Origin of the sequence: Aphanizomenon flos-aquae FACHB-1287 (assembly GCF_014698755.1) — a bacterium.
GTDB lineage: Bacteria > Cyanobacteriota > Cyanobacteriia > Cyanobacteriales > Nostocaceae > Dolichospermum > Dolichospermum flosaquae.
This window is the reverse complement of the sequence record NZ_JACJTO010000003.1, coordinates 1-21,412: the sequence shown is the minus strand read 5'-3', so window position 1 is coordinate 21,412 and position 21,412 is coordinate 1. Positions and strand designations below refer to the sequence as shown.

Here is a 21,412-nt window from a genome sequence, read left to right as displayed (position 1 = left end):
ATCTATATATTTTAATGTAGTTGTTTTATCATTAAAAAGTCTTTGTGTATTGCATTAGTGTTACGCAACTGAATTTAGGTGGGCATATTTTAGCAAAAGCCCAGATTGTTGAAAATATGACTTCTGTTGCTGAACAATACCGTATATAATCTGACTTACTAAATTGAAATATGAAATTAATGCTTACCTATAGGACTCCGCGCCTATGCGTGAGACATATTCATTCTCCCAACTTTTCAAACAACTTTGCTAACATCACATTAGAAAATATAAACCCATCAGGATCGCTAAAGCGCAATCTATCTTTAACAATTTTCACCCAACCTTGAGCGAAGTACGGTTGTAAACAGCTTTGAATTTTCTCTATTTGATGGTTGCCAAATTTTGCTGCTAAGGAATTTAAACTTACTCCTTCTGCCAACCTTAACCCTAACATTAAAGTTTCTAGCAAAACATCCGCCTGTGGGGTAACTTCACAATCAATTACAGCACCAGCTTTTAACCATTGGTAATATTCCTGAGTTTTCCGGGGACGAGTAAAGCGTTTACCCTGAGTATAACTGGCAGCACCCATGCCAAAACCATAATAAGGGCGATTTTGCCAGTAAACTCGATTATGCTGGCATTGATGACCTATTTGGGCATAGTTAGAAATTTCGTAATGTTCGTAACCCGCATTTGTTAGGGTTTTTTGCCCCAATTGATACATTTTCACCGTGGCTTCATCTGTGGGCAAAGGATGATCTCCCGGTTTATAATAACGATTAAAGGCTGTCCCCGGTTCAATGGTAAGATCATAAATAGAAATGTGGGTTGGTGAGGCTGCTATGGCTTGGGTTAGGGAATCTTGCCATTGTTCTAAACACTGGTGCGGTAAGCCGGAAATTAAATCTAAGCTAAATTCGGGAATCTCGACTTGGTGGATTAAGTCTATAGCTGTAATAATATCAATAAGTGTATGCGATCGCCCTGCGGTTTTTAACAATTCTTCTTGGAAAGCTTGTACACCCAAACTGACGCGATTTACTCCTAAACTGCAATAACCAGCAATATGTGCTAAATCAAAGGTACCGGGGTCAATTTCCATGGAAATCTCTACCCTAGAGGTCATTCCCAATCGTTTTTCTAAAGTTATTAATATACGTTGTAACTGTTCTATTGATAACAGCGAAGGAGTACCACCACCAAAAAAAATTGTTTCTAAGGGTTGACCATAAACTGGTGCAATTCTGATTTCTTGACATAGAACTTCAACATATTCAGCTATTGTGCCAGAATTTTCCCCTCGTGAGCGATCGCCCACCACAAATACCGGAAAATCACAATAAAAGCACCGTCTCCGACAAAAGGGAATATGCACGTAAGCGGAACTGGGAACTCCCCAACCAATATCTTGTTGACTCATTCTAATCAATAGTGAAGTTAATTGAATCTGGCAGTTAAAAATAGTGAAAATGAGGAGTTTATTGACAACAGAACGGCATAGATTTAATTGTCAGAGTACAGATTAACGTTGGGTAGTTAGGTTTTTAGACAGGTTGATTACCTTTCCTGTTACAAATAGATAGTATAACATCATAAGTCGTTGGGAGATTTATCGCCCAGATAATTTTCATCCCTGGCTTAAAGGACTAGCTAAAAATTTTTGGGCTTTTTAAGTGGCAATTTCGGGCTTTTTGGCATATTCTGTCTATCTACCCAAGCAAGCATACTTTATTTTATCGGATACATACCATTATAGGAACATAACACAACCATGCTGGATGTCATTATTATTCTCTCATTTATCTTGGCAGCGGCGGGGATAGGTTATTTCAGCACTGACCTCCTCCCCCCAGGTACTCTTACTGGAGTTAGTAATTTAGATGCCTTACGCTTAGTTTTAGCCGTATTTGCCGCCATTATTGGTGGTGCAGTCGGGCTGAGTTTCCAAACTACATACCGTCGTCTGGAGTCACAAGTCCGGGAAATGCCCTTAGAAGTGATTTTAACCCGTGCTATTGGCTTAGTAATTGGGTTATTATTAGCTAATCTCATGTTAGCCCCCCTGTTTTTATTACCCATTCCCCCGGATTTTGGCTTTATCAAACCTCTTGTAGCGGTTGTTGGTAGTATTATCCTCTCTGTTACAGGAATGAATTTAGCAGATACTCACGGGCGGGGTTTGTTAAGATTAATTAACCCCAGTACGGTCGAAAGTATGGTAGTGGAAGGAACTCTCAAACCTGCCAATACTAAAGTTTTAGATACTAGCTGTATTATAGATGGGCGCATTGAAACATTACTAGAAACAGGATTTTTAGAAGGGTTAATTCTTGTCCCCCAATTTGTTTTACAAGAATTACAACAAGTAGCCGACGCGAGTAAAGATCAAAAACGGGTCAGAGGTAGAAGAGGATTAGAAATTCTCAACCGCATTCGGGAAACTTACCCGGAACGGATTTTAATTAATCCTGTAGACTATGAAGATGCTACCACTGTTGATGCCAAATTAGTCCGTTTTGCTCAAGAAATTAATGGGACTTTACTTACCAATGATTACAATTTGTCAAAAGTTGCCAGTGTGCAAAAAGTCCCAGTTTTGAATGTTCATGATTTAGTAAATGCTGTTCGTCCAACTTATTTACCTGGTGATAATCTTGATTTGAAAATTCTTAAAGAAGGAAAAGAACCAAGTCAAGGAATTGGCTATTTAGATGATGGTACAATGGTAGTCGTGGAAGAAGGTAGCGGTTATGTTGGTGGTGAATTGCGAGTAGTAGTTACTAGTGCCTTACAAACTTCTGCTGGAAGGATGATTTTTGCCAAACCCCAAGCTTCCGCATTAGCGTAAGGAATATGGCACGGAAAATTAGAGTTAAATTATGTAAATCGGTGTGGGAAAACTGCACCGATAAAATGCATTTAATTTTGTTTCGCGCCAGGACAGAAATAATTTAATAGTTAATTCAAGGTTTTTTCTAAATAAAAAACTAGAAATTATAAATATTTTTTAATTACATAATTTTTAAATTTTCCCCCTCGATATTCTAGTTTTTCCTAACTATAGTAAATCTCTATCTATGGTGTTTTAGTAGGTTTAATATTTTTGGCTTTATAAAATGTTTCTAAACTATCACTATCACCCACAAAACGCCAATGCCAAGGTTCATAACTCACACCTTGAAGATTATCTTTAGGAAAGGAAATTTCAAAACTAAATCGGGCAGCATTAGCTTGTAACCATTGATAAGCTTTAGTATTATCAAAATTAGCTTGCAGATTAGTTGCTGGTGCTGTACCATCGCCAATATCTACAGCATAACCTGTATGATGTTCACTATGACTTGGTGGTGCGCTTAGGGCTGCTCTTTCGGATGGGGTTTGATTACGCTGTGCGCCTACACCGAAAAACAACTGCTTTTGCTCTTGTACAGAACGAAAGCCAGAAATTGGGACTAAAATTATACCCGCACTTCTAGCAGCTTGTACCATTGCTTGAAACTTGACAGCAGCAGATTTTCGCATTCTGATTCTACTATCACCTGTAATTGGCGATAATTCTGACTCTGGTGCTTCTGAATATGGGAAATGTCCTAACACCGTATCATCACGATTAATTGGGCTATTGGTAGCTACAGGTGGAGAACTAATTGCTTCAACCACAGAATTAGCCGTTGGCTTAGGTATTGTCAGAGAAAACAAAAAACCACTAGAGACAGCCAGTAGTAAAAATCCAGTAAATCCACTGATGATTATCACCTGCGGTTTTAATTTTATTCTACTTTCTGCATCATTAGTATCACGTAGAGCCTCCGGAATATCATCGTCAGTGAGAGGATATGAATTGTGAGGTTTTTTAGGAAACCCAGCTTTATTCAAGTTTTTGCTCCTATTTGTGTTTAATAGTTAAAAAAAGACAAGAAAGAGGTAAAAGACAACAGTTTTTTGAAGTTTAATTTTTAATTTTTCTAGGTGTAATCTTGATAAATCTTTTAGAACTATATTTTCCTCAAAAACATAACCGCCCACCTTTGTGGTAAGCGGTTTTGGCGCGAATTCTTTTGTTATTATTTAATAGTTCTTCCTCGTCGAATTTATCATAACAAAACCCCAAGTAATTGTCAACCCCCCAATCCTCTATTTTCGCGCTTTGATTTATTTGTAAAATCTGTTGGAAATTGCTGATTTTTCCGGCAATATGCAGCATATTAAAAGTTAACGAGGTAAAAGTTTTAATCAGAAAGCCTTCCATAAAAAGTTTTATGGCTCAAAGCTGTTATATTGTGTAAATCTAGCTAATAACTCCTCACGAGATAATTGTAGAAGCAAAGGAGTAAATTCTTCTCTACCCATGGCAATTATCGGGTTGATAATTGTTTGTAGCTGAGAATCAACCTGTCCAAACCGGACTTCCATGATACTTTCAATCATAGCGCGTCGTTCTCTTTCTATACCTTCTTGTCGTCCTTCTTGTCGTCCTTCTTGAAGTCCTTGTTTTTTCAGTTCTTCTAATTGTTGTTGATAGATTTCCGATAGTTTCATAATCAACTCCTGATCATCTTTATCAATATCGTGTTCTTGTCGTTGACGTGCAGACAACACAGCAATTAGGTTATTTACTAATTGTATGATATCGGCAAGAAATGGACTATGATTTGCTAATGCCTCTAACTCCTCAACTGCTTGTCTTTGTACTTTTCCTTTACCTAAAATTCTCAAAAACAGAGTTTCTGGTGTGTTGGGAAGTTGGTGAATTGCAATAATGATGGTTTTTAAGCCTTCTCCCAAAAAATAAATCCCTTTTACCCAATTTTCTTCATCTACAGTTGTATTAAAACTTGCGAGTAGTTCCGCTGACGCAGTAGGAGAAAAAATCCACAGTCGGGGTAATTCAGCTTCATTTATGCGGTTATTATTGCGGTTAGATTGACGCTCTATGTCCGCATGAATATCAAATAATTTACCCATACAACTGCGAATTTCACTTTTAGTCACAGCATTGCGAAATGGTTCAAATATAGCATAATTTGTCACCATCCGTCCCAATATTCCCAGGATGTCTAGGCTTTGTGTTGGTTGGGGTGAAGGAATAAATAAAACGTCAATTTGTCTGACTTCTGCGGTGATATCTTTACTGGTTTCTACCTGACCATAGGGTGTTAATAGTTCAGTTAGATATTGTTTGGCAAATTGATCATGGATAAAGCGAGTCATTTAAGTTGATTTTAAGACAAAAAGATTAATTTAACACTAACTTTGACACTGAGAACAAAAATGACTAGAACGCCCACCTAACTTCAGCCGTTGGATAACATGACCACAAACTTTACAAGGTTCTCCAGTCCGATTATAAACCCACGCTTCACCGCCATAATTACCGTTAACACCTTTAACACTCAAGAAATTACTAAAAGTCGTACCACCTAGGGCAATACTAGCGGATAAAACCTCAATAATGGCAATTCGCAAAAGTTCAATTTGTGAGATTTGCAACTCTGTACAGGGGGTAGTCGGTAAAATCCGACTTTTAAACAAAGCCTCATCTGCATAAATATTACCTAATCCTGCCACCACCGACTGATCTAATAATCCAGTTTTAATTGGACGACGGGATTTTTTTAATTTATTGGCAAAATACTCCACAGTAAACTCTGGGGAAAAAGGGTCAACTGCCAATTTTGCCAAACCTGTAATAATAGCTTCTACAGCCATATTACCAGGAACATACCAGATTTTTCCAAAGGTACGCTGGTCAACAAAGCGTAATTCTTGCTTTTCTCCAAAAAATAACCTAACTCTGGTGTGTTTGTGTAAAGGTTCATCTTGGTTTAACCAAAGTAATTGACCAGTCATGCGGAGGTGAACCCCTAAATAACTTGGGGAAGGGGTAGAAAGTTCAGCGAGGAGATACTTACCACGACGATGCCAGGTAGCAATGGTATTTCCTTTAATTCTATCAACAAATTCATCGACAGAAAACGGGTAGGAGATGGTGCGTTGTAGCAAGATATCTCCCCCCGTGACTTCTTGACTCAGGGTTAATTGATTTAAACCCCGGCGGACTGTTTCAACTTCAGGCAGTTCAGGCATTCAAGCAAATAATATTTCTAGGGGAAACAATGGTCAAAGAGAGGAAATGTCCGATATCTTCGCATTGACATCTCCCCCCATTATCCCATTAAACAATCCCCTTGAGGCTTGGCTGTTTATTGTGCTGCCGCTTTAGGTTTAGGTGCTTCCACCTCAATTAACTCATCTAGAGCAAAGTTGTTAGTGTTGAGATCAGAGTAGTTAACTTTGTCAAAGCGAACAATTACAGGATATTTGATGCCGCTTTTGTCCACAGAAACCACTGTACCAAGATCCTGAAACCAGTAGGACTCAGGGCGGAGAACACGTACTTTAGAACCACGTTGAACCATGATGGATCTTCCCTTTTGAAGTATGAATTGCCGTTAAAGTAGGGCTGATTGTTCTCACTCTACAACCTGAAGGTGTTTGCTTGTGGTTTTGTTAAGTTATTTGTCAAATTGGTGAGTTTTCATGGGTAATAAGTTGTTAATCTTTTTATCACCCCTTGACAAAGTACCTGTAATAGATTATCCTCATTCCCAAATACTCCTTGAAAAATATCTTATGTCTTGGTTAATACAAAAACACTGCCTTCATTGCCCCTGGCAATACGCAAATTATCGTCTATATAAGTAATATCTAACCAACCTTGTTGTTGTTCACTTTGAATGGGAAAATCAAAAGCTAATTTATTTTGAAAATCACCAGATTCAATTTGTTGGATGAAGTTTCCCGGTGTTGTATAACCAATTAGGCGTTGTAAACCAATGATAGAACGTTGGAATTTTACTTGCACACGCCGTTCTGATACTGGTTCAAATTTAGCAACAACGCTGACTAATCCCTCCAAGGAAGGAATCCCATAGATCTCAGCTATGTTATAAACACTATTGCTCCTTACCCGAATACATTGGTAAATTTGACCAAGTTTACAAAAGGGTAAACGATCTATCTTGAGTAAGGCTTTGCTTGTTGTATATAGCAGTCGCCAGTTGCCTTCTAGTAAATTAGTAGCTGCTAATGGTCGTGGTGTAGGATTAAAGTCTTCTAAGTTAGCGATCGCTGCTAAAATGGCTTGTTGTTGTTGTTGATTTGCTAATAAACCACGATTGGTGCCGACAATTATCTCTATAAGAGTTGATTTGCCTATCATTTGTTTATGCCTTTTGGAGTTTGTATGATCAAACAGGAGTAATAAAATATTAATGTTCTTTGTCTATAGCCATACAAATGATTAATAATGCCTTGTTGAATACCGTTTCCCAATTAAATGAAAATTTTCTTTGATTCGGATAAAGCGATTAACGAGTTGAATGAAGAAATAAATTAACTCGTATCAAATGATAGACTCTTAATGTCTAGTTATATAAACCTCTCTGTGTGATTGTTGATATGTTAGATTCTCCCCTCCGTGAAGCCCCCCGAAACCAGCGAGCAGCGGTTATTCCCTTAAAACAAGAGTCCTCGATGTTGGATTGGTTGCGGCTGAGTGGCAGACTGATAGCCCGTGATGCCCACGAAACCGACTCGCGGGAAGATGTAGAAGTAATATCGGATTTTCTGGGTGTAGATGACGGAATTGGTGATATTGATTATGATGACGATGAGGATGTAACTATTGGAGAGGACTAGTTGAGAATATACCGGAAGCTAACACAAGCTAGTATAAATAAAACAACTAGCTAAAGTTACTAGAAAGCGACTAAGGTAAGCTTTTTAACTTTTGACTTCTTTCCTTAGGTCACTAAAGGATAAAATGGTATTGTATTATTTAGGTTTTTTAAGTGTGGAGTGAAGGGACTTTTTTTTGTGGACGCTAAATTATCTCCTAATCAAAGTTTGAATTTTTCTGGAACTGGGTTAGCTTTGTTACTGGCCTTGTTTCTCGTGACGACAGCCTTGATTTTCGATGGTATGGGGGATAGAACCCCCTGGGATACTACTTCCCTCACCCTACCGCTTATATTGTGTGCTGTGGGTGCGACAATTTTGGGACGGTGGGTAATTCCGTTATTACAAGCTCTGAAAACCGGGCAAATCATCCGGGAGGATGGACCCCAGGCACATTTAAGAAAGGCTGGAACACCGACTATGGGGGGTATATTTTTCATCCCTGTAGCTGTGGTAATTGCTTGTATATTATCCAATTTTTCTGAGAATGTGCTGGCGGTTTCTGCTTTAACACTCAGCTATGGATTAATTGGCTGGTTGGACGACTGGCAAATTTTGCGTCGGAAGTCTAATAAAGGAATTTCTCCGAAAACAAAGTTAGTTTTACAAGTTATTTTTGGGGCATTATTTTGTGGGTGGTTGATGTTTAAAGGTGATTTTAGTATTACTAATATCCATTTACCGGGCTTAGGTTTATCCTTGCCTCTAGGACTGTTGTTCTGGCCTGTAGCGGGTTTTGTGCTAGTGGCAGAGAGTAATGCTACTAATTTAACAGATGGTATTGATGGTTTAGCGGCGGGAACGGTAGCGATTGCTATTTTCGCATTAGGTGTGATTATTGCACCAACTGCTCCAGACTTAATGGTTTTCTGTGCTGCTGTCAGTGGTAGTTGCTTAGGATTTTTAGCCTATAACCGCAACCCAGCGAGTGTTTTTATGGGTGATACGGGTTCTCTAGCTCTGGGTGGTGCTTTAGCTGCTGTGGCGCTGATAACAAATACTTTAGTAGTTCTGTTTATTCTGAGTGGAATTTTCTTTGTAGAAACCCTCTCTGTTATGGCTCAAGTCAGCTATTATAAAGCTACAAAAGGACCAGATGGTAAGGGTAAGCGATTGTTTAAAATGGCTCCTTTACATCATCATTTAGAATTAACTGGTTGGTCGGAATTGCAAGTAGTGGCTGTATTTTATATTATCGCTGCTTTGCTGGCTTCTGTTTGTATTATGGGCATAAAATAATCAGGTTTAATTATCAGATTTTTCACAAATATAAAAAAATTGATAACCTCCGGATTTGGAGGTTATTTTTTTGGGGACGGAGCAGAAAAATTCAAATACCAGCAAACGCAAGACTGCTGAAAGTATGAAGCAACTAGGTCAAAAAATACGTCAAGAATCTCAACTTGCGGGGATATAGAAAGTAAAATGGGGTAGTTCATTACATAAATTACTGGTAAAGACTGACAATGAAATTCTTAAAATATTTTACTTTGAATATGATTATAGTGGCTTTAGTAATTACTCTCACAAATTGCACCACCCATATCTCACCACCGTTACGCATTGGTGCTAATCTTTGGACAGGATATGAAACCTTATATCTAGCCCGTGATTTAGGTTATTATGACCAAAAGCTAATTAAATTGGTAGATTATCCTTCAGGAACAGAAGAAGTCCGGGCTTATCGCAATCATGAAATTGAAGGTGCAGGGTTATCAATTGATCAAGCTTTGGTTTTGGCAGCAACCCAAGAAAATATTAAGATTATTACCATTATGGATATTTCTAATGGTGGAGATGTAATTTTAGGAAAACCAGAAATTACTGATATAAAAGCCTTGAAAGGTAAACGAGTGGGTGTAGAATCAACTGCTTTAGGAGCTTTTTTTATTGATCGAGCTTTGGAAAAAAATCAGATGTCTATTAAAGACATTCAGTTAGTTTCTTTAGAACTTATAGAACATGAACAAGCCTATAAACAAGGGAAAGTAGATGCTGTTGTTACCTTTGGACCAGCCAGAATTAAATTATTAGCATCGGGGGCAAAATTATTATTTGATAGTAGTCAAATTCCCGGAGAAATTGTCGATGTTCTCGCTATTAATACGGAGGCGATCGCTAATAATTATGATAGCATTCAATCATTAATAAATGGAAGATTTCGAGCTTTAGATTATTTAGCAAAAAATCCCCATGATGCAGCTATTCGTATGGCTAAACGCACCAAAGTAACCCCAAAACAAATTTTAGAGGCCTTCAAAGGATTAGATCAACCCAACTTAATACAAAATCAAAAATTACTCAATAAAAGTGATCCTACATTGGTGAATGGTATGAAAAAACTTGTAAAGATAATGGTAGAAAATAAATTAATGCCAAAAACAATTGATCCTGCAAGTATTCTTGATGATCGGTTTGTTAAAAATGCCAAATTATAAAGTAGAGAAAAAGTCATGAGAAATTTTCCCCTACCTTTAAGATTTTCAATTCCGGCAGTTTTAATTTTATGTGGTGGATTAATGGGAATAATTTCTTTTAATCGAGAAGTTTCCGAAGCTTATATAAAAACAGAAATAAATACTAAAAATTATGTACAAATTTCAGCAGGACAAACATCAAGAATCTTAGATTATTTATATCGTAGATCAAATATTGAAGATGCAGACATTACGATTATTAGTCAACTTGGTAGTGATCCAAATCTCAATTTAGTCATGTTAATTGATGATCGCAATATTATTCACCTGTCTAACCGTTACGAACTTCAAGATACTCCTATTAGTAACTCAGTTGCGGCCACTTATAATGCTGAGTTCGTTGCTGCGCGAAAAAAACTTTCAGGAAAAGTGCTATTTGCCGAGAATAAGCAAAAGCTGATTGCTATTTATCCAATTTTTTTACAGGTTTTAACTAACGAAATCCGCCCTTCTAGATTAGGAATTTTGTTTTTTGAATATGATCTCAAACGGGATAAACAACACGCTTATAGTGATGCTTTAAAGCGATCGCTAATATTTAATGGTTCATTAATTATATTTTGTTTAGGGTTATGGTTTTTCTTTGAATTAACTCTAACTCGGCGAATTTCTCAGTTAGTTGCTGCTAGTAATAGTTTAGCCGAAGGCAATTTCAATGTCAGAACTAGATTATCAGGTTCAGATGAACTTGTACAAGTTTCTGTAGCATTTGATCGCATGGCTAATAAAATTCAAGAAAATACTCAAATACTGCAAGAGGAGTTAATAAAAAGAGAAAGTATCGAAGCTAAACTAACAGAAATTAACGAACAACTTGCGGTTTCTAATATCCAATTAGCCTCTGCAACTAAAGCCAAAAGTGAATTTCTTGCCAATATGAGTCACGAAATTCGCACCCCGATGAATGGTATTATTGGGATGATACAACTCCTCTGTGAGACAAATCTCACAGAAGAACAAAAAGATTTTGTTTATACGATTCGAGATAGTGGTAACTCACTTTTAACCATTATTAATGATATTCTTAATTTCTCAAAAATTGAATCAGGAAATTTGCAATTAGAAGCACATCCGTTTAAATTAAAAGATATTATTAAATCTGTATGTAATCTTCTCTCTACACAAACAGATATCAAAAAAATTAATATGCAATATTCCATTGATCCTCATATTCCTGTTTATCTTTTAGGAGATGGTTCACGTCTACGTCAAGTATTATTAAATCTGATCGGTAATGCAATTAAATTTACTCCTGCTGGTGGCGTTTATTTGTCAGCTAATAGTCAATTAATTGCTGATGATCAAGAGTGTACACAATATCAATTAATGATTAGTATTAAAGATACAGGAATCGGCATTGATGGCGATCGCTTGCAAAAACTATTTCAACCTTTCACTCAAGCTGATGCGTCCATTAGTCGCAAATATGGGGGTACAGGTTTAGGTTTAGCTATTAGTAAAAGTTTAGTTAATTTAATGGGAGGAAGAATTTGGGTAGAAAGTTTAGGAAACATTGCTGGTAATCCTCCTGATGATTGGATAGCAAATAAAAATAACTATCACCAAGGTTCAATATTTCATTTTACATTTATTGCTAAAGCTGTTTTATCTTGTGAATTAATACCGAAAGATTCCTCACAACCACCTCAAACTAAAGATATAAAATACCTATCTCCATTAAAAATTCTCCTAGCAGAAGATAATCTAGTTAATCAAAAAGTTGCCATATTTACACTCAAAAAACTTGGTTATATCGCCGATATTGCTAACAATGGACTAGAAGTATTAGCCATGTTAGAAAATCAATTTTATGATATAATTCTTATGGATATGCAAATGCCAGAAATGGATGGAGTTACAGCTACAAAAATAATTCGTCAATCTTCTCAAAATCAACCTTATATTATTGCTTTAACAGCTAATGCTTTAGAAGCAGATCATCAATTATGTTTAGATGCAGGAATGAACAAATTTATCACTAAACCTATTGTTATTGAAGAGATTAGCCGCGTTCTCTCAGAATATTCTCAAATCCATAGTTAAACACATAGGAATTTTTAATAATTTCTGAATAGCAAAGTCCCCGACTTCTTAAAGAAATCGAGGACTTGAAACCTAGAGATAACTCAACAAATTGCCCAAACCTTATTAATCATCATGTTCATCAAAAGGATCATCTAATTGCTGGCTTGGAGGGCCAAAAGATGTGTAAATTGCCATACCAGTAATAGCAACTAACGCCGCGCAAAAAGAAATTCCAATCACCGTAGCGGGTTCTAAGTCCATAAATTTAGATGTATATTATGAAAGCCATATTTATAGAAATTGACACTCTCAGCATCTTTAGAAGCTGAGATTATTAAGAGATTTTCACTCGTGAAGGCTGTGCCAAACAGCCACCATACACTCTGCTGAAAGCATTGTGCTTGCTTATTTAGTAATTGTAGCGAAAAGTATGGCAATTGTCAAGGTGTATAGTTTCCCTCTCAGGGTTAAAGCTACTCTCGTTTCCCACTTAATGAGAAATTTGAGAGGACTAATATTGAATTTTTAAATATACGTAGACTAGACAATGCCCACAATACTTAAATTTTTTCCAGACACAATAAAAATCAATCTGAAACTAAAATCATTTAAGAATCAATATTAGTAAAATTCTTAGTATTACAAAGATTCATTGCCTTTTCTACTCCCTGTTTAAAACTAAATTCAACACAGTCAACCACAAAGTTTAAGACTTGAGACATGACTTGATTTTCAGTAGCGGAAAATCGCCCTAAAACATGAGAAACAGTATGAGAATTATCTCCGTCTATTGCGCCCTTTGGTTTACCTATACCAATCCGTAATCTGGGGAAATTCTGGGTATTTAGGTGAGAAATAATGCTTTTCATCCCATTATGTCCACCAGCAGAACCGGATAAGCGTAATCGAGTTTTACCCAAAGGTAAATCTAAATCGTCATAAATGACTAATACTGATTCAGGCGGTAATTTATACCAATTGGTAACAGATTGAATAGCTTGTCCTGAACGGTTCATATAGGTTAAAGGCTTAAGTAAGCGGATTTTACCCTGACCCAGTGTATTTCCCTCACCAAAGTCGCCCTGAAACTTGCGATTTTCAGCCAGAGAAATTTGCCAAGCGCGAGCTAAAGTATCTATAGCTGCAAAGCCAATATTATGACGAGTTTGGTCATATTTGGGTTCTGGGTTTCCCAGACCAACAATTAGCTGGGGAATCACCAAAGCCGTTGATTTTAGTTCTTCATCTTTCATCCTTGTATGTTTTCCGGCTGGGTTTTTCCAGCTTCAATGTGTTTGTGTTCTAATTCGGCAGTTGTTTGGACAGTTTCCTTTAATTGTTCAGTTTCTCGTTTAAATTCGCTTTGAAATTCATTAGAAGCTTCTTGAAAACTGCGAATAGTTTTCCCAAAACTCCGACCAATTTCCGGTAACTTCTTAGGTCCAAAGATTAATAATGCGACCACCATGATTACAGCCATTTCTGGCAAACCGATACCAAATATATTCATTATTTTCTCCTGTAGACTGAAAAACCGCCACAGCTACCCTATGGCTTGGGGACTTAGACTAATTTTATCGCTATTTTTAGGCGTTTTTTTTGAATCATAAAAAAACCCGGACAAGCCGGGTAGGTAATCATGTTAGCTTGATGGCTGGATAGCCTTAACCGCCTAAACTGCGCCAATCAACAAGCACATCCTGAATTAACAGAGACTTGTTATAAACTTGAAGGATAATGAGCAGAAATACGAGAAATAAACCCATAAATACACCCATTAAAGGTGTTGTTCCCCAACCTGGGGCTACTTTACCATACTCAGCATTTAAGGGTCTGAGAACGTCTCCCAACCTAGTCCGTTGTGCCATAGTTCACCTAAGATCAGTTGCCAAAGCTTTTTTAAATTTTTTTAGACATTCCCAAACCTTTACAGACTGGGGATTCTTGGTTTTAATTAGCCTGTTTTAGACGAAACTAATTACAGGTTTAACAGTTTGTGATTACTCGTATCTTTGTCACGAATAGTCACCCAAGCTTTTATCCGGTGCTGGATAAGTTCCCGGTTGTCTCACGGTACATGGATGAATCCAAAAGCTGTTCTTAAATTATCGCAGTTTGTGATCTTTGTTGAGCGATATTGCTGGAGGTTTTTGCCACATTTACAAAAATACATGATTTTGGCTGGACTGATAGGGCCATCAGGAATATCCGGTAAGGGTAAAGAAAGCTCGGAGGCTTTAGCTCTGATTGTGTCAATAAGCTCCTGTGTCTCAATGTGGGGTAAAAAACAGGAATATATAAGTGTATAAATATTATTGTGATACTAAAGTTCTACAATAGCCCAGGAATACAATAATTGCGTCATTGAAGTGTTAATACTGATGAAGCTTGAGGTGAGTATAAAAGATCATAACTACACTAGAGGTTACACTGATTTTCAATCATGTTAATGACCTTAATAGCTTTTTCATAGTAGTCTTTTATTCTTGCATAGGTTATACGCGAATCTTCACCATGGGCGATATTATTTCTATTAGCAACAATACTATTAATTGCATCTTTTAATTCACCTTCCGTAGCTTTTTCCAGATTAGATTGCCATTCTCGACTAAATGATCCCGTTAACTGAAGTATTTTGTCCATTCTAGGGTTTTGTAAATCCTTCAATTTACTTTCTACAAAGTTAGTAAGTTTAGTAGATTTAGAAACCTTTTTTGCATATTCACTATATATTGATCGCACAGAATTTTCTAAAAATCCTGAAACTAATATACATAAATATTTTGCCCAATGAGCTTGTAATTCAATATCCTCTTTTGGTAGTTGATCAATTTTGGCAAATACTTTGTCAAGTTTTTGTTTAGCCCGTATCACCTCATTATTCTTCATTTTATTTCAGTAAAAGCCTCAGTCGCCAATTTAATTCTTTCTTTGACAATTCCTACTTCAGAAGTACGAGCCGTATTCGTTGTTACTACTTGAAAATCATGATCATTAAGCAGTGCTTCATACTTTAAAGATAGTGAATCAATGTCTTTAATCTCACCATTTTCTAAACGACGGGCAATACCTATCATTACTGCATCAAATACAGCAGCATTTAAGTTTCTTTTTGGTTTAAATGCCTTACCGCCAATGCAATCATAGATAGTTTTAATAGTGGTTTCAAATTTCTGTTTAATTTCTTGACTGGAATAAATTTTAAGATGGCGATTTTTACCCATAAATTCATTAAGAAATTCTGTCATTGGTTTCTTGTATTCATCAGATTTAAAATAAAGTGCAAGAAACCGGAGAATCATTTCTTCATCGCGCATATTTTTATCAGTTCTGCCATATATAGATCGCCATGCAGGATGATTATTCATATCTTTTAATAAATCATTAAATTCACCATGATAAATAGAAGAACGAATCTCTTGAGCTTTTAAGACAGTACCGCCTGTATTCAGTCTTTTAAAAATATGATAAATACTGCTATCATCCTCAGATGGTTCATCTTGAGTGACAATTGTGGCGTGTATAATTGAGTCATCTAATCGCCGACGATCTTCCTCTTCCAAAGAATCATAAGTGCATCCTTCAAATTGCTTTTGTACATCTTTAAGACCAAATTTTTTGTCACTTGGTTGAAAAATGCCATGATAAAAATATTGAAGAGTCCTTAATCTTTGCTGTCCATCAATTACTAATAGTTTTCCCGTTTCTTTCTCTTTTGAAAAAAAGATTCCTGGAACAGGTAATCCAATTAAAAGAGATTCTATAAAACGTGAAGCTTGATCTAATTTCCAGACATAATGACGTTGTAATGAGGGAATATATATACTCCCATTTTCCAGTCGTTTGACCAGACTATCAACAGGGTAATCTGCTCCATAACTAGTTATAGAGTATTTAAATGGAATATTTTCGTCTTCGTCATCTTTAAAATTTTCGATAATATCTGTCTCACTACTTATTTCAGTCATGTTCATGTTTTATCGTGCCTTGTGATATTTCACTACAAAACCATTATAACGGACAAACATCCTCACGATTTATCATCACCCTCCCCCAAAGATCACGAAAATGCTACAATCTACATCATGCTAGGGGTGCTTAGGAAACTAAGCTGAGATCAAACCCTTAACACCTGAGTCTGGATAATACCAGCGGAGGGAAGCTGTTTATTGAGGAATTGGATATGCGTACAGAATGGGTAGCTAAGAGACGTGGGCAAGATAACGTATCGCAAATGCACTACGCTCGTCAGGGTGTAATCACTGAAGAAATGCAATACGTAGCCAAGCGGGAAAATCTGCCGGCTGAACTTATCCGCGCTGAAGTAGCACGGGGGCGGATGATTATCCCCGCAAATATTAATCACACAAATTTAGAACCGATGGCTATTGGTATCGCTTCTAAATGTAAAGTTAACGCTAATATCGGTGCTTCTCCTAATTCTTCCAATTTGCAGGAAGAGGTTGATAAACTTAATTTGGCGGTAAAATATGGCGCTGATACGGTGATGGATTTGTCTACAGGTGGTGGTAATTTAGACGAAATTCGTACCGCAATTATCAATGCTTCTCCTGTTCCCATTGGGACTGTTCCAGTTTACCAAGCTTTAGAAAGTGTTCACGGAACAATTGAAAATCTGACTGCTGATGACTTTCTACACATTATCGAAAAGCACGCCCAGCAAGGGGTTGACTATCAAACTATCCACGCGGGGATTTTAATTGAACATTTACCTTTAGTCAGAAACCGAATTACTGGTATTGTTTCTCGTGGTGGCGGAATTTTGGCGCGGTGGATGTTACATCACCATAAACAAAACCCGCTGTATACCCATTTTAACGACATCATTGAGATTTTTAAGAAATATGATGTTTCTTTCAGTTTAGGCGACTCCCTGCGCCCAGGATGTACCCATGATGCGTCCGATGAAGCCCAGTTGGCGGAACTGAAAACCTTGGGAAATCTCACCCGTAAAGCTTGGGAACATGATGTACAGGTGATGGTAGAGGGACCAGGTCATGTACCTATGGATCAAATTGAGTTCAATGTCTGCAAACAAATGGAAGAGTGTTCAGAAGCACCTTTCTATGTTCTTGGTCCTTTGGTTACAGATATTGCTCCTGGTTATGACCATATTACCTCCGCTATTGGGGCGGCTATGGCGGGCTGGTACGGAACAGCGATGCTGTGTTATGTAACACCTAAAGAACATTTAGGTTTACCTAATGCCGAGGATGTACGTAATGGCTTAATTGCGTATAAAATTGCGGCTCATGCTGCGGATATTGCGAGACATCGGCCAGGTGCTAGAGATAGGGATGATGAACTTTCTAAAGCTCGCTATAATTTCGACTGGAATCGTCAATTTGAGTTATCTTTAGACCCAGAAAGAGCGAAGGAATATCACGATGAAACTTTACCGGCAGATATCTATAAAACCGCTGAGTTTTGTTCAATGTGTGGACCTAAATTCTGTCCAATGCAGACTAAGGTTGATGCTGATGCTTTGACTGAATTGGAGAAGTTTTTAGCGAAAGAACCTGTAGCGCAAGGTTAAGATAATTGTCTTTACATATCGTTACTAGGTTAAACCTGGTAACGATGTTATAGCGATGTTCGTGAACTATATTTTATATCTCACGCAAAGGCGCAAAGTCGCAAAGGAAGAAAGAAGAGAAAAACAAAAGTTGGGTACAAATATCTGAAAAATACTGTATTTTTTTAACTGTGCATAAATCGAAATCTCTAATATTCAAAATAACACCCTGAAAATCCATGAGTGAACAAATTAAATGGACTGCTGAAACTGAAGTTAAGCTCAAAGATATTCCTTTTTTTGTCCGTCCTTTTCCTCGTGAAAAGATTGAGAATTATGCCTTACGGGATGACAAAAATGGTTAAGATGCAGATAAAATAAGCCTCATAGCTCTCTCACCCTGTTGATAATAATTCCGCTTATTAGGAGATAATCTTAATAATGACCTAACTAATTCCCGACAATTATAGCAATCCGGAATCATTCATGAGAAAATACTGATATAGATAAAAAGTAACGTTTAAAACTAAGGTGTAGGTGTGAGGATGTGGATGCAGTTATTAGCAGATTTTATCAAAAATAGTAACTAACCGCGTGAAATCAAGCGGGCTACCGCAGTAAAAATGCTCCTATCTGGATACAAACATGAAGAGATAATGCCAATATTAAGTGTCTCATCTGGCTTTATTAGTACCTATAAAAAAGCATTGCATTGGATTATAAAACCAAAGAATTTATCACTTATGCGGCTGAAAAAGGTGATACTAAAAACACAATTAATTTTGTAGAATACCTCCGCCAACAGCGTCAGCAAAGCCAAACTTTTAATAATCTGGGATGGTGCAAGTTATCACCGTTCACAAGAAATTCAAGATTATTTAGATTCATTAAATCGTGAACTTGAAAAAGAAAAATGGCTGATTACCTGCTTGAGATTTGCCCCAAATGCACCACAACAGAATCCGGTGGAAGATATTTGGTTGCAAGCAAAACGACTAATCAGAGAGTTTTATTTTTTCTGTCATTCTTTCGCCGTAGTTAAAGCGTTATTTGAACTCTCAATTAATTGTCAAATTTTTGACTTCCCTAAACTTCATAACTATGGTGTTTTCTCATAAATCATTTAGGATTGCTATATATCTCAATTATTTTCTTTTTTTTCCATCTTTAAAGTTTACCCTCTTTGTACCGCGTTTGATCTCAAACTGCTGTAAGAACTAAATTATTAAGCCACAAGTTAAAAAATTTCAAAAATACCTGCTAATCTTTATTTAGCAAGCATTTAATACCAAGGAGTTTTTATGATGTGGTGTGGTTTTGATAAATCCAGAGTAACTATAGCTTTAGCCTGTATGGTCGCAGCTAGTGTTGCAGCTTCGGACGTAGCTTTTGCAGCCCGTCAACGCAATTATAAACCAGATGAATTCCGATCTGTACTACGGGGATTGGGTTATAACGTTAAAGTTACAAAAGATCCTCTAACTGATGAGGAAACTAAAAAGGCCATCACTCAATTTCAAACAGGCTACAAGTTGAAGGTGGACGGGAAAGCAGGTCCCCAAACTCAAGATCAAGCTGCTATGATCGTCGAAATTCTACAAAGTAATTTGAATACTGTACTTAAACCAAAAACTCTACTTCCCCGTAATCAATTTTACAGTCCTCAGTTAGAAGAGTTAGTAAAGGAGTACCAGAAGCAACATCAACTTTCAGAAACTGGGATTGCTGATTTACAACTTCGTCAGAAACTCAATGCCGAAGTTCAAGCTATTATTAATGAACGGGTAACTAAACCAACAGCCAAACCAACAACTAAACCAACAACTACACCAACAGCTACACCAACAGCTACACCAACAACTAAACCAACAACTACACCAACAGCTACACCAACAGCTACACCAACAGCTACACCTGAAAAAATAAATTAACAATCCCATTCTTAAGGTGTGGGTTAATTGAAAAATTAATCAATAGAAACCAATTAATTCTTCAATTTTAAAGCTTCCGTTGCTGATATTCCCTCACCTTGAGTACCGAAATACCACAAAGCTGCACTAGCTTCCGCACGAGTTACGGGTTTTTTCGGTTGAAATAGTGTTGTATAACCAAAAACTCGACGAATATTTGATTGTTCGCCGTTTTGGAAGTCAGCCAAAATTGCTTTTAATGCTTGGGGTTGAATATTGCCTGTATCTTGAAAACCCCAAGTTTGTTTAACGGCTTCTAAATTAGCTGAGGGTAAGGCTTGACGAGTATCTAAAGGAACTTTCCACAGGATTAATTGTTCTCGTGTAAGGGGAGCATCAGGACGAAATAAAACCGCTGTAGCATCTCCAGATAAGGAGCTAGGAATTAAACCTGCTTCTGCTAAACTTTGAATAACTAGAAAATCAGGATCTTTAGTGAGGATATCCCTAAAAGCTGGTTGAGTGTTAGGGAATGCTAACCGGATTTTTTTGGCTGGAATGTTAGCATACATAGCATTATTAGCTGCAACTAGCCAACGAGCATATTCTCGACGGGTAATAATTTTGTCGGGAAGAAATTCCTTAGTTCCTTTGGGTTGGATAGATAAAACACCTAATGTAGCTAAATCTTGAATGTGCGATCGCCATTCTGGTGGTGCTTTTTGAATATCCGTAAATTCCTGAGTTGTGAAGGTTTCAAGTTGGTTGGTTGGCTGGATAGTTGGCGGAGTTGCTATGTTAGGATTATTACCATTAGGTAACACTGGATCGGTCAATTGGGAATTATCTAATGGTTTAATCGCTTGAGTTGATGTGTCCTGAGAATTAGACGAATATTCAATTAATAATTTAGTAGCTGTTTGGGGTTGATTGGGTGCGGCTTGAGTAACGGTCTGTGGCTGAATTGTGAGGTTAATGAGTAAACCATTGCGTCGCGCGGAAAAAGCGCCCTCCACATCATCTGGAGGCTGTTGGATAATCTGCCAGTTTTTAGCTGGTAATTGCTGACGGTAAAAGCTGGTAATTAAATTACTAGGATCTGCACTTTGCCAACGAATTGATATTTTATTTTGGGAATTAGCTGGTGTAACTTCCTCTAGTTTGGCGTTAGGATAAATGGGGATATCCGGAGGAAAATCAGCCGGTAATTTGATTGTTGATGTGTTTGGGTTTGGTGTTACTTCCTGAATCTGAGGTGTGCCAAAGGGAACAGGATTATTTTGCAGCCGAGGGTCAGCAGCTAAGGACTGTTCTAGGTTTTTAGCAGATCGACTGTTGGTACAGGCTGTTAAGGAAGATAGTAAAACAGCTAAACTCAGAAATACAGCAGAATAGTTACGGGAAAACACAAAGAAATCACAAATTGATTTTCACCTTCTACACTAACATTTTTAGGAGAGGTAACAGAAAAATCATGTATGATGTAGTTATTAAATAATTCAATAGCTGTAATTCCTGAGCTAGAAGCCTAGAGGTGTAGAAATAAGGACGGCGGAATTCCCAGAAAATTCGTCTGATCTCAAAAACCTAGATCGGATTGGATTGGGAAAAATCTAAAATAGATATTACAGCAGTTTGAGATCAAAAGCGGTACAAAGATGGTAAACTTTAAAGATGGAAAAAAAAGAAAATAATTGAGATATATATGGCAGCAGCATATTCGACTGATATAAGACAAA

General features: G+C 37.2%; 22 protein-coding genes, 1 pseudogene and 1 riboswitch. Of the genes and pseudogenes, 9 read left to right on the top strand and 14 right to left on the bottom strand.

Annotated features, from left to right (window positions below; translation table 11 throughout):
* Positions 1-220: 220 nt before the first annotated feature.
* A complete protein-coding gene (gene hemW, locus H6G44_RS02090) occupies positions 221-1,405 on the bottom strand; it encodes a radical SAM family heme chaperone HemW (RefSeq protein WP_190386743.1) in 1,185 nt (394 codons plus the stop codon).
* Between the two features lie 351 nt (positions 1,406-1,756).
* On the opposite strand from hemW, the gene H6G44_RS02085 reads away from it, so the two are divergent.
* Complete coding sequence (locus H6G44_RS02085) at positions 1,757-2,833, top strand: PIN/TRAM domain-containing protein (RefSeq protein WP_190386742.1); 1,077 nt, start codon at positions 1,757-1,759, stop codon at positions 2,831-2,833.
* A gap of 227 nt (positions 2,834-3,060) precedes the next feature.
* On the opposite strand, the gene H6G44_RS02080 is transcribed toward H6G44_RS02085, so the two are convergent.
* From H6G44_RS02080 to H6G44_RS02055, 6 genes are all read right to left on the bottom strand, one after another.
* Complete coding sequence (locus H6G44_RS02080) at positions 3,061-3,861, bottom strand: M15 family metallopeptidase (protein ID WP_190386741.1); 801 nt, start codon at positions 3,859-3,861, stop codon at positions 3,061-3,063.
* A gap of 130 nt (positions 3,862-3,991) precedes the next feature.
* On the bottom strand, positions 3,992-4,234 hold the full coding sequence (locus H6G44_RS02075; protein ID WP_190386740.1) for a hypothetical protein: 243 nt from the start codon (positions 4,232-4,234) through the stop codon (positions 3,992-3,994).
* A gap of 8 nt (positions 4,235-4,242) precedes the next feature.
* Positions 4,243-5,196, bottom strand: a complete 954-nt coding sequence (locus tag H6G44_RS02070) for a Yae1 family protein (RefSeq protein WP_190386739.1) — start codon at positions 5,194-5,196, stop codon at positions 4,243-4,245.
* Positions 5,197-5,232: 36 nt separating this feature from the next.
* Positions 5,233-6,072: a DNA-formamidopyrimidine glycosylase gene (locus H6G44_RS02065; RefSeq protein WP_190386738.1), complete on the bottom strand. Its 840-nt coding sequence runs from the start codon at positions 6,070-6,072 to the stop codon at positions 5,233-5,235.
* Between the two features lie 116 nt (positions 6,073-6,188).
* On the bottom strand, positions 6,189-6,404 hold the full coding sequence (locus H6G44_RS02060; protein ID WP_190386737.1) for a photosystem I reaction center subunit IV: 216 nt from the start codon (positions 6,402-6,404) through the stop codon (positions 6,189-6,191).
* Between the two features lie 212 nt (positions 6,405-6,616).
* Positions 6,617-7,207 carry a PAP/fibrillin family protein gene (locus tag H6G44_RS02055; RefSeq protein WP_190386736.1) on the bottom strand — a complete coding sequence of 197 codons (591 nt, stop codon included), beginning with the start codon at positions 7,205-7,207 and terminating at the stop codon, positions 6,617-6,619.
* 239 nt (positions 7,208-7,446) lie between these two features.
* Between H6G44_RS02055 and H6G44_RS02050 the strand changes: the two genes are divergently transcribed.
* The 4 genes from H6G44_RS02050 (at position 7,447) to H6G44_RS02035 (ending at position 12,245) form a co-directional block, all read left to right on the top strand.
* Positions 7,447-7,686, top strand: a complete 240-nt coding sequence (locus H6G44_RS02050; protein ID WP_190386735.1) for a DUF3134 domain-containing protein — start codon at positions 7,447-7,449, stop codon at positions 7,684-7,686.
* 177 nt (positions 7,687-7,863) lie between these two features.
* A complete protein-coding gene (gene mraY, locus H6G44_RS02045; protein ID WP_190386734.1) occupies positions 7,864-8,964 on the top strand; it encodes a phospho-N-acetylmuramoyl-pentapeptide-transferase in 1,101 nt (366 codons plus the stop codon).
* Between the two features lie 227 nt (positions 8,965-9,191).
* Positions 9,192-10,163, top strand: a complete 972-nt coding sequence (locus tag H6G44_RS02040) for an ABC transporter substrate-binding protein (protein ID WP_190386733.1) — start codon at positions 9,192-9,194, stop codon at positions 10,161-10,163.
* A 15-nt stretch (positions 10,164-10,178) separates the two neighbouring features.
* Positions 10,179-12,245 carry an ATP-binding protein gene (locus H6G44_RS02035; protein ID WP_190386732.1) on the top strand — a complete coding sequence of 689 codons (2,067 nt, stop codon included), beginning with the start codon at positions 10,179-10,181 and terminating at the stop codon, positions 12,243-12,245.
* Between the two features lie 105 nt (positions 12,246-12,350).
* Here H6G44_RS02035 and psbN read toward each other — a convergent pair whose 3' ends face one another.
* From psbN to H6G44_RS02005, 6 genes are all read right to left on the bottom strand, one after another.
* The gene (psbN, locus tag H6G44_RS02030) at positions 12,351-12,488 is read right to left on the bottom strand and encodes a photosystem II reaction center protein PsbN (RefSeq protein WP_190386731.1); all 138 of its coding nucleotides are present in this window, start codon (positions 12,486-12,488) and stop codon (positions 12,351-12,353) included.
* A gap of 347 nt (positions 12,489-12,835) precedes the next feature.
* Entirely contained in the window at positions 12,836-13,480 is a 645-nt protein-coding gene (pth, locus tag H6G44_RS02025; protein WP_190386730.1) for an aminoacyl-tRNA hydrolase, read from the bottom strand.
* A complete protein-coding gene (locus tag H6G44_RS02020) occupies positions 13,477-13,737 on the bottom strand; it encodes a TatA/E family twin arginine-targeting protein translocase (protein WP_190386729.1) in 261 nt (86 codons plus the stop codon). Before H6G44_RS02020 ends, pth begins: the two co-directional genes overlap by 4 nt.
* A 154-nt stretch (positions 13,738-13,891) precedes the next feature.
* Positions 13,892-14,095 (bottom strand): photosystem II reaction center phosphoprotein PsbH, encoded by a 204-nt coding sequence (gene psbH, locus H6G44_RS02015; protein ID WP_190386728.1) that lies wholly within the window; start codon positions 14,093-14,095, stop codon positions 13,892-13,894.
* Positions 14,096-14,645: 550 nt separating this feature from the next.
* A complete protein-coding gene (locus H6G44_RS02010) occupies positions 14,646-15,116 on the bottom strand; it encodes a HEPN domain-containing protein (RefSeq protein ID WP_190386727.1) in 471 nt (156 codons plus the stop codon).
* Positions 15,113-16,201, bottom strand: coding sequence for a DUF262 domain-containing protein (locus tag H6G44_RS02005; RefSeq protein WP_199291806.1), 1,089 nt, complete (start codon positions 16,199-16,201; stop codon positions 15,113-15,115). The genes H6G44_RS02010 and H6G44_RS02005 overlap by 4 nt, the downstream gene beginning before the upstream one ends.
* 106 nt (positions 16,202-16,307) lie before the next feature.
* A riboswitch (TPP riboswitch) is annotated at positions 16,308-16,404 on the top strand.
* A gap of 6 nt (positions 16,405-16,410) precedes the next feature.
* Between H6G44_RS02005 and thiC the strand changes: the two genes are divergently transcribed.
* From thiC to H6G44_RS01985, 4 genes and pseudogenes are all read left to right on the top strand, one after another.
* On the top strand, positions 16,411-17,784 hold the full coding sequence (gene thiC / locus H6G44_RS02000) for a phosphomethylpyrimidine synthase (RefSeq protein WP_190386726.1): 1,374 nt from the start codon (positions 16,411-16,413) through the stop codon (positions 17,782-17,784).
* A 218-nt stretch (positions 17,785-18,002) separates the two neighbouring features.
* Positions 18,003-18,128, top strand: coding sequence for a PCP reductase family protein (locus tag H6G44_RS01995; RefSeq protein ID WP_190386725.1), 126 nt, complete (start codon positions 18,003-18,005; stop codon positions 18,126-18,128).
* A 344-nt stretch (positions 18,129-18,472) separates the two neighbouring features.
* Positions 18,473-18,881 (top strand): annotated as a pseudogene (locus H6G44_RS01990) (transposase); the annotation flags it as partial.
* A 186-nt stretch (positions 18,882-19,067) separates the two neighbouring features.
* On the top strand, positions 19,068-19,694 hold the full coding sequence (locus tag H6G44_RS01985; RefSeq protein ID WP_190386792.1) for a peptidoglycan-binding domain-containing protein: 627 nt from the start codon (positions 19,068-19,070) through the stop codon (positions 19,692-19,694).
* A gap of 53 nt (positions 19,695-19,747) precedes the next feature.
* Here the strand turns inward: H6G44_RS01985 and H6G44_RS01980 are convergent, their stop codons facing one another.
* The gene (locus H6G44_RS01980; RefSeq protein ID WP_190386724.1) at positions 19,748-21,082 is read right to left on the bottom strand and encodes an S-layer homology domain-containing protein; all 1,335 of its coding nucleotides are present in this window, start codon (positions 21,080-21,082) and stop codon (positions 19,748-19,750) included.
* Between the last annotated feature and the right edge of the window lie 330 nt (positions 21,083-21,412).